Raw genomic sequence first — 16,803 nt, forward strand, 5'->3', positions numbered from 1 at the left:
CGACTACTTTGACCCCTAATCCGTTGATCAGGGCGTACACGAGTACGACGTGAAATGCAACGACCAGCCCTATCCCTAGCAACTTCTTGCCCGGCTCTTGCTGGCGATTTGAAAAATCCATACCTACGTCTCCTCCATTTACGACCACTATTTACAAAAATCTGCTACTCACCCTTGATTAGCGTAAAACCGCAGCAATATCGAGGGTAAGACAACGTCACGAATTATCTTAAAACCCGCACGAGAACTAGTCTGGTGCTGATTTTGCGATTCTGTACTTCAATCAAGCAAAAGATTGAAGAGGATCCTTCATTTTTTTGAAATTAGCAAGTGCCTTACGTCAAAATTACATGCTCGGCCCTCTGTAGTCGGGGCTGATATAGAGCAAGCTAAATTATCCGGGGAACTTACGAGGAAAAATCTGACTATTCCACATCCAAAAATGTAACAAAATTACATAAAAAATACAAGCATCATTAAAAATACTATTAATTGATACTCTTTCAATTAAAATTTACAATGAATTTGTAGTTTCATTACATAAATTTTAATGAGTAGCCATCAAGTTCTTCGCAAGAATACCACGTCCGCAAAAAAGATTTACTCATTTATAGCGATACATAGGCAGCTGCATCACCAGCGGTCTGATATCCAGGCGGATATTCATCACTGTGTAAGCTTCTACGCCAGTCGACCCTGAGTAATATCCTTTGCTCTCGGGTACCTTGCTAAATACAAACTCAAAGCCCTGATCCGCATTCTCGCCGTCAGGATCACCAAATGCGATACCTCTGGCTTGCTCGTGCTTACTATCGATTAAATCCTGCATCAAATCGACCACCACGGTATTCGCTAAAATATCGGGATAAAATTTCTTGGCGGCATTATAAGGATTTAATGGATCAATTGCACCATGCAGTTTATCTTTCGATGGTATCAAGGTTTTAGAGTCAATCCTGTATCGATCCCCGCTATCCAGATAACTTATCTTAACATTACTTGCGTTAAAAGCCTTCATTTTGTTGTCTGACGTCATATCTGTCAAATCAATTAGTAGCGCGCCCTTATATCCGATAATTTCTATGTCATTACGATTACGGATCACCATCGCTGTATTTTCATCAATACCCAGACCAATCTGATAATTTTTTGCCTGCATCGCCGGAATCATGCGCGCAAACCGTCCGCGTATTATTAAATGCTGGTCTATAAAGATTTTATCGCCGATAAAACCCAAACCCGGGCCTATTTCCTTGCCTTCCGTAACACCTTGCTGCAAAACGGATAGCACCGATTTCGGTTGATAAAACATGGTACTGCTCATAATAGCGGCGCCCGCGCTGGAGCCTGCAATCACTCCGCCTTTTTGGTAGACATTCCAGATGGCTTTGAGTACTTCGGTCTGACTGCCGTCAGCATTAAACAGCGCCTGTGTGATTTTGCTCTGATCACCGCCGGAAAAATACACTCCGCCAGCGGCACGTATCTGCGACGCTATCTGCGCGTCATTAGCAACACGACGGACATCCTGATTTTTCCACTTTACCGATAAAGGCACCACAAACGCATCTGCACCATATAAGTTCAGCTTAGCGGCAAGCGAAGCGCCTGTATTTTCAGGGCTTGCGGCACCAGCAGGAATCACCGCAATTTTTGTGTTTTTCCCTCCTGCTAATTGCACAATTTTTTCCCATACCGGCGCGTTGTCTGTCCGCAAGGCACCACCGATGATGACCAGCGTACCCGCATTCTCCGGCAACACCGGCTCTGCTGCCTGTACTGCCTCCATAAAGTAGGTTAATACACTGACGCATAGCCCCATCTGAATCAAATACATCCATTGCTGTGCAAAGATTTTTTTCATTTCAATCATCCCACCGATTTTCTGGCTACATCAAACTGAGAAAAAAACGGGGCGACACAAGTCACATGTCGCCCCGCTTCATATCAAACAATTTTATTTAAATGCGTAATTCACTGAGGCGTAGACGAAGCGGCCACGTGGATCGGTATAGCTAGGATCATACCCGGCAAGGAAGCTATATACCTGATTCGAACGCGGTGGATTAGTATCCAGCAAGTTCTTGACACCAACGCGGAAACTAGTCGACTTATTCATCTTGTAGCTGCCGCTAAAATCCCATAACGAATAGGCCTCAACGCGACGCAGCGAACCATCAGGATTCGGATTCTGATCCTGATAACCCTGGTAGTAGGTCTGCTGCAAACTTGCGCCCCACGGACCACGGTCAAAATCAAAGCTTAAGGTATGACGCCAGCGCTGCACTACCTGTGTATCGGTAAAAACGCCGACCCCATTCACTTCAGGACTGGCATTTGTCGTCTTGGTTTTATAGTCAAATACATAGGTGCCGCTTAGTGACGCCGAGAACTTGCCAATGTCATTTGCAGGTAAGCGCCAGTTCACGTTGACATCCACACCGGACGTATCCAAAGTACCGATATTATGTGTACGTCCATCAACGGAAATAATAGCACCTGGAATGCCTGGCAAACTTGGGTCTGCTGCCGCACGTACCACATAGGATTTGTTATTGACCGGATCACTGAAATACGCACCTTCATTAGCAAGCAAGGTATCCGATTTTTGAATACGCCAGTAATCGATCGATGTCGTCAGACTACGGCTTGGTTCATACACGAAACCAAAAGAATATTGCTTTGATGTTTCCGGCTTCAAATCAGAGGTACCGCCTTTGGTCAGATCTGGCTGAATACCGCAGTAGTCAGGGTTTTTCGTATTATCAATAGCACCTGTTTTGATACAACCCAGCGGATCGTTATACACACCGCTGGTCTGACCGGTACGGACAGGTTCGTTCAGATCCGTTAAAGTCGGCGCACGGAAGCCGGTGCCGTAAGAACCACGCACAACAATCTCTTTACTCGGATTCCAACGCACACCGAATTTAGGATTTGTCGTACCACCTACATCGTTGTAGCGGTCATGACGTAAAGCGACTTGCGTCTCGACATTTTTTAAAACAGGAAAATTGAATTCCACATAAGCTGCCTTGACGTTGCGGTCACCGCCATATCCCACTGCGGCACCATCACCTCGGATCTCGCCACTGGCTAGCAAAGCGGATGGAGTGAAGTCAAGTTTTTCGCGGCGATATTCAGCACCGATCGCAATTGCGGCATTACCGCCTGCCATCGCAAACAACTCACGCGACGCCTTCGCATCCAGGGAATCCGTAGTACCTCGTGAGTGACGTGCTGCATCGCTGATTTTTGCTGCCTTTAGCAAAGCCTGACCATCGGCGCCGGAAGGACCGAACGGATTGATTTTGCCACTAGTAAATGCAGCGTCAAATAAAGAAGTTTTGACATAGCCATCGATATATTTATCATCAACTGTACTGACGCTATGGTTGAATGCCGAATCGTAATCCCAGCCAGCAACCGTGCCTTTTGCACCTAACACAAGACGTTGCGCTACGGCCTCAACTTCATTAGTGCGGGGACCTGCCTTAGTCAAACGGAAGCCTACACGTAGCGGTGTCTGGTTCGTCGTAATCAGGCTAGTCGGATAATAAATACCGCCCGCGCTTGGCAACGGATAGTTCAGATTGCTGACCGTCAGAGGGCTGATGCGATAAGTCGTATTCGTCTGGCTATGCAATAACTCCGCAAACAGGGTCATCTCATCACTGACAGCAAATTGACCACGGGTCAGCAGAGATAAGCGTTTAGATTCAGGAAAAATCTCTGTGTCGTGCATGTAGTCATATAAGCAGGCCTTGTCTCCGACAAAGCTGTCGGGTGCAAATACGGTTGCAGGCGGATTACAATTAGGTGCGCTGGGATTCAAGCGCGATCCTGTAGGACTACCGCTCGTCTTGGTACGACGCACGTTCGCTGGATAGGTATTGGAACTACTTACATCCAGATTAATATCCGGCTGATACGCAGAGCCGATCCAGCTTCGCTGAGTAGAGCGCAGGCTCTGAGTATTTTGCAGATTCACGACGCCCATCACGTTATAACGATCCGTCGCAATGTCACCGATACCGCCAGATAAAGTCAGAATATTTTTACCTGCGCCACCATGTTGAGCGCTACCGGTATAAGCAGAAATTTCTACTCCCTGATAATCCGGACGGGTGATAAAGTTAATCACACCGCCAATCGCATCGGTTCCATAAATTGCCGACGCACCATCCTTCAATACTTCGACTCTGGCAATCGCCGCGGCTGGAATCGAATTCAAATCGACACCGGAAGAATTACCCGGAGAGGCGAAATTTGCCAGGCGACGGCCATTCAACAAAATTAATGTCGACGATACGCCGATACCGCGCAAATTGGCGCCATTAAAACCACGCTGCGTTCCGCCGTTATCACTAAAACTGGCTCCGTCTGTCAGCGCAGCTGCACTGGCTGAGACTTTGCTCAGCAACTCGGCGGCAGTAGTCACACCGCTCTTATCGATTTCTGCACGTGTCAGTATCTGAATCGGAAGTGCTGTCTCTGCATCAATTCTCTTAATCGATGAGCCTGTGATCTCAATTCTTTGTACCTTCGCAGCCTCTGCATCCGCCTGAGCAAATGCTGCCGGGCTGATAAAACCCAATGCCGCTGTCAAACCCATTGCGTAACGGACCGACAAAGCGATCGTGGTCGGTCTGGTTTGAATCTTTTTACCATTCTTCTTCATTTTTACCACCTCCTAATTGATACTGTCTTAATCAAAAAACACACGTCCCAAAGGTACTGCTAAAAGTTTTAGGCAAAAGTTCGCCCCTGACCTGCAAGAGGTCATTTTTATTTCCGGCCAGAGGTTTAGTTCAGCCGTTAATCAAGTGCTGATTTTTTCCTTCTTTGAGTCAGCAACTCCCTGCTCCCGCCTTTGGAAGTCGCCTCGAATCCATGTAGATAAGCCGATAAAGCCTCGGTGAGTTTCATCGCTTTTTCTACATTCTTTCTATTGGACACCATCAAACTACTAACTAAAGCCTCAATCAATGCAATCGCGGCAATAGAACTACTAGGCAAAACCGGATGTGTGCTCGGTGCCAGCAACAAATAATCCCCCAACGCCGCCAGCGGCGATGCGGTTGAATCGGTCATCGACACAATGCATGTACCGTGATCACGGGCGAAATGAGCGAGCTTGATTGCATCATTCGCATAGCGCGGAAAAGAAATCAGAATCAATACATCTTTATCAGAAATACTCGCAAGATGTCCGGCCGCGACCTCTGTGCCGCCATAGCCAACAACTTCAACGACATGCGAACAAAACGGTTGCAGGTGTAAAGCCAGCATCCCCGCGAGGTGTGCACTCAGACCAAAACCCATGACATAGACTGTGCGTGCCTTCGCCAGTTTAGTGACGACCTGGTTCAGTACATCGATAGACAGGTTTTGTTTGGTTGCATCTGTATTTGCCAATGCATATTCGAGACTGGTAATCGCCGGTGTCGTTTCCTGCGAGCGGCGCTCTATCGTATTACGCAGTTTTTCGACCGGCTGAAATACACTCTGCAAGGTTTCAGCCACTTCATTACGCATCGCCGCATAATTAGCAAAACCGATATCACGCGCAAAGCGGCTAATGGTTGCTGTCGACACCTGACAACTCTGCGCCAGGTCCTCGATGCCTAAGGCCGTTACACGTACCTGGTTACGCAGCAGGTAATCGGCAATGCTTTGGTACGATGCCGAGCCCTTGGTTAAATTCTCGATTAACTTCTTACCCAATGAAGATTGGGCGAAGGCCAGCTCTGGCGTTGCCGCTTCGGTCATATTCATTTGCAGGGTATTCAACTTGGCCATGAAGTTCACTCAATTGGATAAAACGATCACTACATCACACAAATATAAAATTGGCTAAATAAATTTAACTGACGCTTTTTTGTGTTCTTGAACTGTATCTCTGATTTTGAACAAACTCAACAAATTTTGTAAATTTATTTGCATAACTTCTTTTTGTGTAAAAAATACGTCATAATGTTTTCAGATAAATAAATGAAAACGCTGCACATCCGGTATTTTTCTTTTGATCTGCGTGTACGGCGTGACAAGCGTGTCCAATGCATTTATACGCATCAGTGCCAGAGAGGATTCTGGAATAGGATCCGGTATGAACAGCTTTGAGAAATGAACCACAGTAAGGCTCAGACAGAGTCAGATAACAACCCGAATAAGGCGACAGCTTATGGAAATCAAGACGCACTTGCTTCAATCACGAAGTATTGGCTCACAGCGACATCTCGTCAGCTACCATTTTGGCAGCACGAAAAGCGGCCCAAAAACCTATATACAGGCCTCATTGCATGCGGATGAAATCCCGGGCATGCTGGTCGCCCACCATCTGCGTGCGCAATTAGAGACCTTAGAAAGTAACGGCAAGATCCGCGGCGAAGTCATTCTGGTGCCGGTAGCAAATCCGATTGGCCTTGATCAGTCAATGCAAGGGGAGCCGTTCGGCAGGTTTGATCTGGCTTCCGGTATCAACTTCAATCGCGGCTATCGTAATCTGGTACCCGCTCTCAAGGCAATCTTGCCTGATTTGTTAGGTACCGCACCGCTGATTAACGTCAAAATTATTCGTCAGCAAGCCCGCGTCCTGCTAGAGCAATGGGATCCCATCACCGAAACAGAATCCCTGCGAAAGATTTTGCAAACCATGGCATTCGATGCGGACATTGTTCTGGACCTGCATTGCGATAATCAGGCTGTCATGCATCTGTATACGGGGACACCGCTGGTGGATGAGGTCACACCATTAGCACGTTATCTGGGTGCAGAAGCCATGCTACTGGCGACAGAATCCGGCGACGATCCTTTTGATGAAACATGCGGCCGTCTGTGGTGGGAGTTGTCTGAACATTTCGCCCAGCAATTTCCTATCCCGCTGGCATGCGTCCCGGTCACGGTGGAGTTGCGCGGTGAAACTGATGTTGCACATGAGTTGGCCGAACAGGATGCCGATGCCCTGATTGCCTACCTGGCCTACAAGGGGCATGTGGATATCGCGATATCCAATCTGCCAAAAGCTTTTTTTGAGCCAACCCCGCTGGAAGCGGTATTACCAATCGCAGCACCGCATGCGGGCATGCTGGTATTTTCTAAGCGTCCCGGTGACATTGTGACTGAGGGTGATTCGATTGGCGAACTGATTGATCCGCTCACTGGAAAAACAACGCAGCTGATTGCAAAAATTAGCGGAAAAATTTTTGCAAGAACTGCCTACCGTTATGTACAGCGTGGCATGGCAATCGCCAAGATCGCAGGCAAAGTTCCGTTCCGTACCGGCAAGCTCTTATCCATGTAACGATAGTCCGGTCACGATGCCTGGCTGTTCCGCTTCGTGATTGCCATTCAGGACACCAGTCAGCACCATGAAATCATTAGTCGCTCTACCGTCCTCAAACCTGATGGATACCTTATGAAAAATTTTAGACTGCCCAATACCTTTGTATTGCTATTTTCCTTACTGGCATTGATTGCCCTATCCACCTGGCTGGTACCCGGTGGCAAATATGATACGCATCTGGTCAATGGCAAGGCATTGATTGATCCGGCGACCTTCCATTACGTCGCCAGCAATCCGCAAGGCTTTGTCGCTTTGATGATGGCACCGATCAAAGGCTTCGTGGAGGCCGCATTAATCATCGGCTTTGTGTTGATCGTCGGAGGTGCTTTTGCAGTACTGCAAAAAACCGAAGCGATTGATTCCATGATCAAGTCAGTAGCCAAGGCGCATACCGACTCTGCGGTGATCCGTGCCATGATCATTCCGGTATTTGTGACCCTATTTTCACTCGGCGGTGCGACGTTTGGCATGAGCGAAGAAGCGATTCCTTTTATCATGATCTTTGTACCGCTGGCGCTGGCGCTGGGCTACGACTCAATCGTTGGCGTCTCCATCCCGTTTATCGGATCACAAGTCGGATTTGCGGCTGCGTTTTTAAATCCGTTCAACGTCGGGATTGCGCAGGGCATTGCCGGCGTACCGGTATTCTCAGGCTTGCAATATCGAGTGATTGTCTGGCTGATCGCGACTAGCGTAACGATCGCTTTTTTAATGTGGTACGCCGCCCGTATTAAGCGTACGCCGGAAAAAAGCCCGACCTTCGCACTCGATCAGGAAAAACGTCAAAACCTGAAACACGATGAATTCGATAATTTCACCGGGATGACGACGGTGCATAAACTGGTTCTATTTCTATTTGCAACGGCCTTGATTGTTATGGTGTTCGGGGTAGTGAAATACGAGTGGTTTATCAATGAAATTGCAGCCTTATTTCTGGTCATGGCAATTGTGGTCGGCGTGGTCGGCAGGCTCGGCACGGATGAATTTGTCGATGCTTTTTTACAAGGCGCCAAAGATCTGGTCACGACAGCGCTGGTGATCGCCTTAGCGCGCGGCACGATGATACTGGCACGTGATGCCAACATCATCGATACCATGCTGCATGGACTAATGCCGCTGGTGCAGTCGGCCAGCCCCATCATCGCTGCGCAAAAAATGTTTGTCATTCAGTCCGTAATCAACTTTTTTATTCATTCCGGTAGCGGTCAGGCAGCATTGACGATGCCGATCATGGCGCCGCTGGCAGATCTGGTCGGCGTATCGCGCCAGACCGCCATTTTGGCATTTCAGTTTGGCGAATTTACGACACCAATGATCCCGACCTCGGGCATCACGGTTGGCGTACTGGCGCTGGCACGGATTCCGTGGGCCACCTGGGCGAAATGGATGATTCCGCTGCAACTTATGTATCTTGTACTCGCCCTGCTGCTGCTGATACCACCGTGTCTGATGAACTGGTAGCGGACAAATTGATAGCATTACATTCTGGATTACATAAGATAAATTGATATACTCCCCTTCATCTTTTAAAGAAATGACTTGATCCGCATGTTTTATATAGGCATTCAATAAATACACCTACCTAGTATATTAAAAGTACTTGATTCAAATAAAAAAACCTGCTCAGTGACGAGCAGGTTTTTTTCCTTCTTTTCTACGGCAACGCTTGTGTCAGGCAAGCAGGCTAAACGCCCTTACGCAAATTTTGCAGCGGTCTCGGCAACCCGCTTACCAAACAATTTGGCAGTCTCAAGATCGCCAGGCAAAGGCCCCTCTTCCGGCGATGAGTCGGATGGTGATTGCGTCATCAAACCCGAAAAACTACCGACATAATTGATATCGTTGCGCTGGGCGGCTTTGCTATTGGCTGGCATCAGACCTGTCCCTACCCAGATCATCGAATGCTGCTGCGACAGCGTAAACAGATAATGCAAGGTCGAAAGCTTGTCGCCATTCATGGTTGCCGAATTGGTGAAAGCGGCCGCGATTTTATCTTTCCAGACCTGGGAGTACCAAGGCTTAGACGATGCATCAGCGAATTTTTTAAATTGCCAGGATACGGTGCCCATGTAAGTAGGCGAACCAAAAATGATCGCATCGGCCGCAGCCAGACTTGCCCAGTTTGCCTCAGTGATATTGCCTTCGGCATCTATGGCGATCAATTCTGCGGCAGCCCCCGCCGCTGCCGCACCGGCGTGTACAGCTTCTGCTGCTTTTTTAGTATGTCCATAACCGGAGTGGTACACAATCGCTACTTTTTTCATCATGCTTCCTTTATCGATAAGATGTTTTGATTTCCTTACTACGCCAGACCTGCCGTTTAGTGGGGCAAGTCAAATACCAGCACTTCCGCTTGCCGACCTGCTGTCAGCACCAACAACTCTTCTTGCTGTAACTTCACTGCATCGCCTGCTGACAGCGTTTGTCCATTCACTGTCAACATGCCACGAGCCAGATGGACGTAGGTCAGGCGATCCGGCTGCAAAGACAGACTGGCAGCCTGTTCTCCGTCAAATAAGCCGATGTATAAACGGGCATCCTGACGAATCGGAATGGAACCATCAAGTCCATCGGATGAAGCAACCAAACGTAAACGTCCAAGCTTCTCGTCGCGGCTAAAATTCTTTTCCTGATATGCCGGTGCGGCATTGAGGCGATCGGGCTGTATCCAGATCTGTAGCAGATGTGTGGGCTGGACCGGCGAAGGATTAAATTCCGAATGGCGTACACCCGTGCCTGCACTCATATACTGGACATTCCCCGGATAAATCGTGCTTCCGTTACCCATGCTATCTTTGTGTGCAATCGCACCTTCGAGTACATAAGTGATAATTTCCATATCCTTATGTCCGTGCATGCCGAAGCCCATTCCTGCGGCAATCCGGTCATCGTTAATCACACGCAAGGGACCAAAGCCCATATGTGCCGGATCGTAATAATCCGCAAACGAAAAACTATGGAAAGATTGTAGCCAGCCATGCTCGGCATAACCACGTTGATCAGACTGATGAAGTGTCAGCATTGTGTTCTTATTCAAATAATTGATATGATGTCGTTCAATATATAGGTGGACTGTCGCTAGTAACAGGGTAGTTTTTTCTATCTCTTGTTCAGTTTTTTTGTATAAGAATTGTGTTGTGATGAATATAACGCTGGAAGCCCTGCAAATCCTTGATGCGATTGATCGCAAGGGTAGTTTCGCGGCTGCCGCGAGTGCGCTCGACAAGGTACCGTCCGCGATTACCTACAGCATTCGTAAGCTGGAAGAAGATCTCGATGTCTTGCTGTATGACCGGCGTGGCCACAGAGCCAAACTCACTATCGCAGGGCAGGAGCTGCTGACGCAAGGGAGGCATTTATTGCAAGCCGCCGGGGAACTGGAGCAAAGAGTCAAACGTACTGCGACCGGCTGGGAATCCGAGCTAAGGATCGTCGTCGACGGCATTATCCAGTTTGAGAATCTGCTCCCCTTGATACAGGAATTTGAGCAGCAGAATTGCGGTACAAGGCTACGTATTTCAGAAGAAGTATTGTCAGGCGTCTGGGAGACGCTATTAGACGGTCGTGCCGACCTGGCGATCGGTGCCGCCTATGATGGCCCTGATACTCTGCGCATGCATGGCGACTACCAGACGCGTCTGATGGGTAACATCGATTGGGTTTTTGCGGTCGCCGCCAGACATCCTCTGGCGCAATCAACGGAACCTCTGACAGCGAGCGTGATACAAAATTATCGGGCTATTGTGGTCGGCGATACCGGCCGGCAATTACCGTCGATTACGGCAGGCATCCTGACCGGACAAGATACGCTGACTGTGCCCTCCTTGCACGCCAAGCTATTGGCACAGATTGCCGGGCTTGGTTGCGGTAACCTGCCGCGCGCATTAGCTCAACCGTATTTACAATCCGGTGCGCTCATAGAAAAAACTCTGGAAGAAAACCGACTGTCAGGCAATAACCGGATCGCTTGGCGCAGCAACAATAAAGGCAAGGCCCTACATTGGTTTTTGCAAAGGCTCGCCGATCCAGTGGTGCAGCGCATCCTGTTAGGAAGCGTTGCATGATGCTGACTAATTGCCCCGGCTATATCGGTCGTTTCGCCCCCTCACCAACCGGGCCTCTGCATATGGGATCATTGGTAGCGGCAATGGCGAGTTATCTGGATGCCAAAGTTCATCACGGACAATGGCTGTTAAGAATCGAAGACCTCGACTTTGACCGCAATGTCAAAGGCGCCGGGCAATCAATCATTGACACACTGCAACGCTGCCAACTGCAATGGAATGGCTCTGTCGAATGGCAAAGCCAGCGAACATCGCTATACGAGACGGCTCTTCAGCAATTAGGTGACGCAGTGTATCCCTGCGGCTGCTCGCGTAAAGAGATTGCCGATTCACGACTGAATAACCATACATCATTGCTTGCCGTGTATCCGGGTACCTGCCGGACTGGCCTCGCGACAGACAGGCAAGCACGCTCGTGGCGGCTTAAAGTACCAACTGGAATACGCAGCAAGATTAATTTCCACGACCGCTGGCTAGGACAACTGAGCCAAGACCTGAAGAGTGAGGTAGGCGATTTCGTTTTAAAACGCGCCGATGGATTTTGGGCTTATCAACTCGCTGTCGTTGTTGATGATGCAGCACAGGGAGTAACTGATGTGGTGCGAGGTGCGGATTTACTGGATTCGACCGCGCGACAAATTTATCTGCAAGAGATACTGGGATTGCCGCATCCGCGTTATCTGCACATTCCTGTAGTGGCAAATGCCAGTGGCGAGAAACTGTCGAAGCAAACCGGAGCACTGGCAATCGATGTCAGCGGATCGGAACAAGATATTCTTGCAAATGCTTTATTGCCTGCGGCGCGCTTTTTGGGATTGACTGACATGGTGTCAGGAGCACATACCGATATTGCGTTATTCTGGCAGCAAGCCATTCTGGCCTGGCAGCGACGATTGGAACAACATGCCAATGTGGCTACCAGCTAGAAAAGCTATTGAATCTCTACCGATATCTTGCAATACGTATCTGCAATCAACCTATCAGGATTTAGAAAATCCACCGAGCAAGGCGGCTCTTTTTTGCGGTTTCGCTGCCGATGCAGGTGATGTCGACGTTGGCAGTGACGCCGCCGATGTTGAGGCAGCTGGTATCGCCGAAGCGCTCGGTTCGTAAGGTTTTAAAAACCACGGATCGACTTTTTCCCTAGGCTGATTAAACGTGCGTGCAGGCCGTTCAAATGTATTTGCCGCTGGTTTTTCAGCATCAAAAGAACGTGGCTTCCGCTCGGCATGAACTGGCGTTTGTGCCACAAAACCTGCGAGCTGCAACTTGACGATTTTTTGCTTGATCAGTTTTTCAATATCGATCAGCAAGCGCTCATCTTTATCGGTATGCAAAGAGATCGCATCACCTGTAGCACCGGCACGACCGGTACGACCGATACGATGCACATAGTCCTCAGCATTGTAGGGAAGATCGAAGTTGATCACACAAGGCAATTCAGCAATGTCGAGACCGCGCGCGGCTACATCGGTCGCGACCAGTACTTCAACTTCACCACGCTTGAATGCTTCGAGCGCCGCCATACGTTCATTTTGCGATTTATCGCCATGAATTGCCGATGCTTTAACACCTTGCTTGACCAGATGGACCGCCAGACGTGAAGCACCAATTTTCGTATTGGAGAACACGATGACCTGCTTCAAACCGCGCTCACGGATAATGAAGGAGACAGCATCTCGCTTCTCTTCCTCTGCGACTTTGTACAGAATCTGAGTCACATTGTCTGAGGTCGCATTACTGCGGGCAACTTCGATAGTGACCGGATTGGTCAGAAAACTCGCTGCCAGTTTTTTGATTTCAGGAGAAAACGTAGCGGAGAACATCAGGTTCTGGCGCTGCTTAGGCAATAAGTTGATGATACGTTGCAGATCGGGCAAAAAGCCCATGTCCAGCATACGATCAGCCTCATCCATAATCAGGATCTGAGTCTGCGATAAATTAATCGTTTTTTGCTGAATGTGATCCAGCAAACGACCTGGTGTTGCAATCACAATCTCGACACCGGAGCGCAAAGCAGCGGTCTGAGGCGCCATATCCATACCACCAAACACCACCGTAGAACGCAATGGTGTGTGACGAGAATACGCCTGAACATTTTCTGCGACCTGATCCGCCAGCTCACGAGTTGGCGTCAAAATCAAAGCTCGCACCGGATGTCGAGCAGGTGATGCACTGCTACTCGCATGCGCCATCAGCAACTGAATAATCGGCAATGAAAAACCAGCCGTCTTGCCAGTACCCGTCTGCGCAGCCCCCATCACATCGCGACCTTGCAATACGACAGGAATGGCCTGAGCCTGAATCGGCGTAGGATGAATATAACCCTGATCAGTCAGTGCACGCAGAATTTCTGGACATAGTCCAAAATCAGCGAAACGCAGGTCTGAGGGAGGTAGATCTTGAGACTTAGTATCAGTCATGGTAGGGATGGTGGGCCTCCCGTGAGTCGAACACGGTACCAACGGATTATGAGTCCGCTGCTCTAACCAACATGAGCTAGAGGCCCAATTCTTTCTGCAAGCTAAGCTGCTTTAATCTGACGAGATAAACTCATCAGGGTTATGCAGGCATCGCTCAATGCTGTCACCTGCAAATTGTTGCATTCAAAATTTTAAATGCAAACGAAAAACAGGCGTCGAAAAAACCGACGCCAATTGTATTACATTAATTACCTTCTAGGAAGCTTTTCAGCTTGTCTGATCGCGATGGATGACGCAATTTGCGCAGTGCTTTAGCTTCTATCTGACGAATACGCTCACGTGTCACGTCAAACTGTTTACCAACTTCTTCCAAAGTGTGGTCAGTCGACATTTCAACACCAAAACGCATGCGCAACACTTTAGCTTCGCGCGGCGTCAGTGAATCCAATACATCTTTGACGACATTGCGCATTGATGCATGTAAGGCTGCATCTGCCGGTGCCAATGTATGATTATCTTCAATGAAATCACCCAGATGCGAATCATCATCATCACCGATCGGCGTTTCCATCGAAATCGGTTCTTTAGCAATCTTCATGATCTTGCGGATCTTATCTTCCGGCATTTCCATTTTGATTGCGAGCGTTGCCGGATCTGGCTCTACGCCAGTTTCCTGCAAAATCTGACGCGAGATACGATTCATCTTGTTGATGGTCTCGATCATATGCACAGGAATACGGATCGTGCGCGCCTGATCAGCAATCGAGCGGGTAATCGCCTGGCGAATCCACCAAGTTGCGTAGGTCGAAAATTTATACCCACGGCGGTATTCGAATTTATCGACGGCCTTCATCAAGCCGATATTGCCTTCCTGGATAAGATCAAGGAATTGCAAGCCGCGATTCGTATATTTTTTCGCGATAGAAATTACCAGACGCAAGTTCGCCTCGGTCATTTCGCGCTTTGCTTTACGCGCTTTCATTTCACCTGCCGACATCTTTTTATTGATGCCGCGCAGATCTGGCAAAGGCAATACGACACGCGCCTGCAAGTCGATCAATTTTTGCTGAAGTTGCTGGACAGCTGGAATATTACGGCCCAACACGGCGCTGTAAGAATGTCCAGCATTCACTTCGCCTTCAACCCATTTCAAATTAATTTCATTGCCCGGGAAAACTTTGATGAAATGGCTGCGCGGCATATTGCAGCGATTAACCACGACTTCCAGAATCTGCTTTTCCACATGACGGACTTCATCGACCTGACCACGCAGGGTATCGCACAATTTTTCAACGACTTTTGCAGTAAAGCGCATACCCAGCAATTCGTTAGAAATCGCCTCTTGTGCTTTCACATACGATTTGGAGTTGTAGCCTTCTTTTTCAAATGCTTTACGCATTTTGTCAAAGTTACTGGAAATGATATCGAACTTCGCCAGAGAATCACGTTTGAGTTGCTCGAGTTGCTCAGCGGAGATGGCAGCGGCGCCAGCGGCACTTGCTTCTTCATCCTCCTCTTCCTCCTCTTCCTCCTCCTCTTCTTCGTCGTCTTCCTCTTCGGCTACGACTACAGGAACCGGTTTTTCTTCTTCTTCGGCGGCGTTAGGATCGACCAGTCCGTCGACTAATTCATCGATCTTGATTTCATCATTACGGATACGCTCAGCGGCAACGAGAATTTCTGCAATCGTGGTAGGACAAGCAGAAATCGCCTGAATCATGTCCTTCAGACCTTCTTCGATTTTCTTCGCGATGACGATTTCGCCTTCGCGCGTCAGCAACTCAACCGACCCCATTTCGCGCATATACATGCGGACGGGATCAGTCGTGCGACCAAAATCGGAATCGACTGTAGACAGCGCTGCCTCGGCTGCCGCTTCGACTTCATCATCATCATTGGTAACGGTGACGACGTTATCTGACAGAAGCAAAGTTTCGGCATCTGGTGCGCGCTCATAGACCGCGACACCCATATCATTGAAGGTACCGATAATGCCTTCAATGGCTTCGGGATCAACGACGTTTTCTGGCAAGTGATCATTGATCTCGGCAAATGTCAGATAGCCACGATCCTTACCCAGTTTAATCAGGGTTTTCAGCTTTTGGCGACGACGCTCCAGCTCCTCCGCCGTAGCTTCTGGATCAGCAGAAAATGCATCTTTCAACAAAGCTTTTTCTTTTGCTTTACGGTCCTTGGCTTTGGCTTTGTCGATGGCCTTCATTTCAGCGCGTTCGACGGCATTCAAAGCGGCAATTTCTTCGTTTTCCGGCTGATACTCTTTTGGTTTGCGACCGCGACGACCAGGAACTTTTACACCTGGCAAAATATAACCAGATGTATCAATTGCTGCCAGCACGGCAGCATCAGTGGTTTGGCTAACGGCAGGCGCGGATCCGGATTTAATTTCCTGAATCTCTGGCGCTTTGTCAGACTTGGCTGAATTCTTGGTTGGCTTTATCACTGTCTTTGAATCGGTTTTGTTAATTGTCACAGAAGCTTTCAATGGTGCAGATTGTGGCTTGTCCGTTTTTTTGCCTGCACCCTCAGGGGCGTGTTTGGCAACTTCTTTGGACTTGCGATCAGCCGCGGCTACCGGCGTTGCATTCTTGCTGGTTATTACTTCCTTGCCAGACGCTTTCACGTTTGACCTGGCCTCGTCTTTTACAACACCTTTAGTTTTAGGCTTGTCGGCAGCGGCTTTCACTGCACTCTGTTTTGCTACGGGCTTTATCACTTTAGGCGCTTTAGTGTCTTTCGCAACCTCTTTTTTGGCGGCAGGTTTAGCTAGTACTTTGCTTACAGACACCTTAGCTTTACTCGCACTGGCGACATCTTTTTTTGACGAGGCTTTAGCAATAGGTTTCGCTGGCGCCACTTTGGCGACCACTTTTTTTGCTGCTGAGGATGTCGGAGTTTTCGCGGGTTTCTTCATTGCTTTAGCCATTGAATCAAACCTACCGGAACAGAGATG

At 48.6% G+C, this 16,803-nt stretch carries 11 protein-coding genes and 1 tRNA gene; 4 read left to right on the forward strand and 8 right to left on the reverse strand.

The window, feature by feature from the left end:
* Positions 1-604 precede the first annotated feature (604 nt).
* From ACO0K4_RS18570 to ACO0K4_RS18580, 3 genes are all read right to left on the reverse strand, one after another.
* Positions 605-1,864, reverse strand: a complete 1,260-nt coding sequence (locus tag ACO0K4_RS18570) for a cyanophycinase (RefSeq protein ID WP_422958169.1) — start codon at positions 1,862-1,864, stop codon at positions 605-607.
* A gap of 93 nt (positions 1,865-1,957) precedes the next feature.
* Entirely contained in the window at positions 1,958-4,681 is a 2,724-nt protein-coding gene (locus ACO0K4_RS18575) for a TonB-dependent receptor (protein ID WP_422958170.1), read from the reverse strand.
* Positions 4,682-4,818: 137 nt separating this feature from the next.
* Complete coding sequence (locus ACO0K4_RS18580) at positions 4,819-5,802, reverse strand: MurR/RpiR family transcriptional regulator (RefSeq protein ID WP_422958171.1); 984 nt, start codon at positions 5,800-5,802, stop codon at positions 4,819-4,821.
* Positions 5,803-6,184: 382 nt separating this feature from the next.
* Between ACO0K4_RS18580 and ACO0K4_RS18585 the strand changes: the two genes are divergently transcribed.
* Positions 6,185-7,303 carry a succinylglutamate desuccinylase/aspartoacylase family protein gene (locus ACO0K4_RS18585; RefSeq protein ID WP_422958172.1) on the forward strand — a complete coding sequence of 373 codons (1,119 nt, stop codon included), beginning with the start codon at positions 6,185-6,187 and terminating at the stop codon, positions 7,301-7,303.
* A 114-nt stretch (positions 7,304-7,417) separates the two neighbouring features.
* Positions 7,418-8,806 (forward strand): YfcC family protein, encoded by a 1,389-nt coding sequence (locus ACO0K4_RS18590; RefSeq protein WP_422958173.1) that lies wholly within the window; start codon positions 7,418-7,420, stop codon positions 8,804-8,806.
* A 233-nt stretch (positions 8,807-9,039) separates the two neighbouring features.
* On the opposite strand, the gene ACO0K4_RS18595 is transcribed toward ACO0K4_RS18590, so the two are convergent.
* Positions 9,040-9,609: a flavodoxin family protein gene (locus ACO0K4_RS18595; RefSeq protein ID WP_422958236.1), complete on the reverse strand. Its 570-nt coding sequence runs from the start codon at positions 9,607-9,609 to the stop codon at positions 9,040-9,042.
* Between the two features lie 56 nt (positions 9,610-9,665).
* Positions 9,666-10,367: a pirin family protein gene (locus tag ACO0K4_RS18600; RefSeq protein ID WP_422958174.1), complete on the reverse strand. Its 702-nt coding sequence runs from the start codon at positions 10,365-10,367 to the stop codon at positions 9,666-9,668.
* 118 nt (positions 10,368-10,485) lie between these two features.
* Between ACO0K4_RS18600 and ACO0K4_RS18605 the strand changes: the two genes are divergently transcribed.
* Together ACO0K4_RS18605 and gluQRS are read left to right on the forward strand one after the other, a co-directional pair.
* Positions 10,486-11,409 carry a LysR family transcriptional regulator gene (locus ACO0K4_RS18605; protein WP_422958175.1) on the forward strand — a complete coding sequence of 308 codons (924 nt, stop codon included), beginning with the start codon at positions 10,486-10,488 and terminating at the stop codon, positions 11,407-11,409.
* The gene (gene gluQRS, locus ACO0K4_RS18610; RefSeq protein ID WP_422958176.1) at positions 11,406-12,335 is read left to right on the forward strand and encodes a tRNA glutamyl-Q(34) synthetase GluQRS; all 930 of its coding nucleotides are present in this window, start codon (positions 11,406-11,408) and stop codon (positions 12,333-12,335) included. The genes ACO0K4_RS18605 and gluQRS overlap by 4 nt, the downstream gene beginning before the upstream one ends.
* A 54-nt stretch (positions 12,336-12,389) precedes the next feature.
* On the opposite strand, the gene ACO0K4_RS18615 is transcribed toward gluQRS, so the two are convergent.
* The 3 genes from ACO0K4_RS18615 to rpoD form a co-directional block, all read right to left on the reverse strand.
* Positions 12,390-13,832, reverse strand: coding sequence for a DEAD/DEAH box helicase (locus ACO0K4_RS18615; RefSeq protein WP_422958177.1), 1,443 nt, complete (start codon positions 13,830-13,832; stop codon positions 12,390-12,392).
* Between the two features lie 8 nt (positions 13,833-13,840).
* Positions 13,841-13,918: transfer RNA gene (locus ACO0K4_RS18620), tRNA-Ile, on the reverse strand.
* Positions 13,919-14,076: 158 nt separating this feature from the next.
* The gene (rpoD, locus tag ACO0K4_RS18625; RefSeq protein WP_422958178.1) at positions 14,077-16,764 is read right to left on the reverse strand and encodes an RNA polymerase sigma factor RpoD; all 2,688 of its coding nucleotides are present in this window, start codon (positions 16,762-16,764) and stop codon (positions 14,077-14,079) included.
* Positions 16,765-16,803: the final 39 nt, after the last annotated feature.

The organism is Undibacterium sp. RuTC16W, assembly GCF_049339445.1.
Lineage (GTDB): Bacteria > Pseudomonadota > Gammaproteobacteria > Burkholderiales > Burkholderiaceae_D > Undibacterium.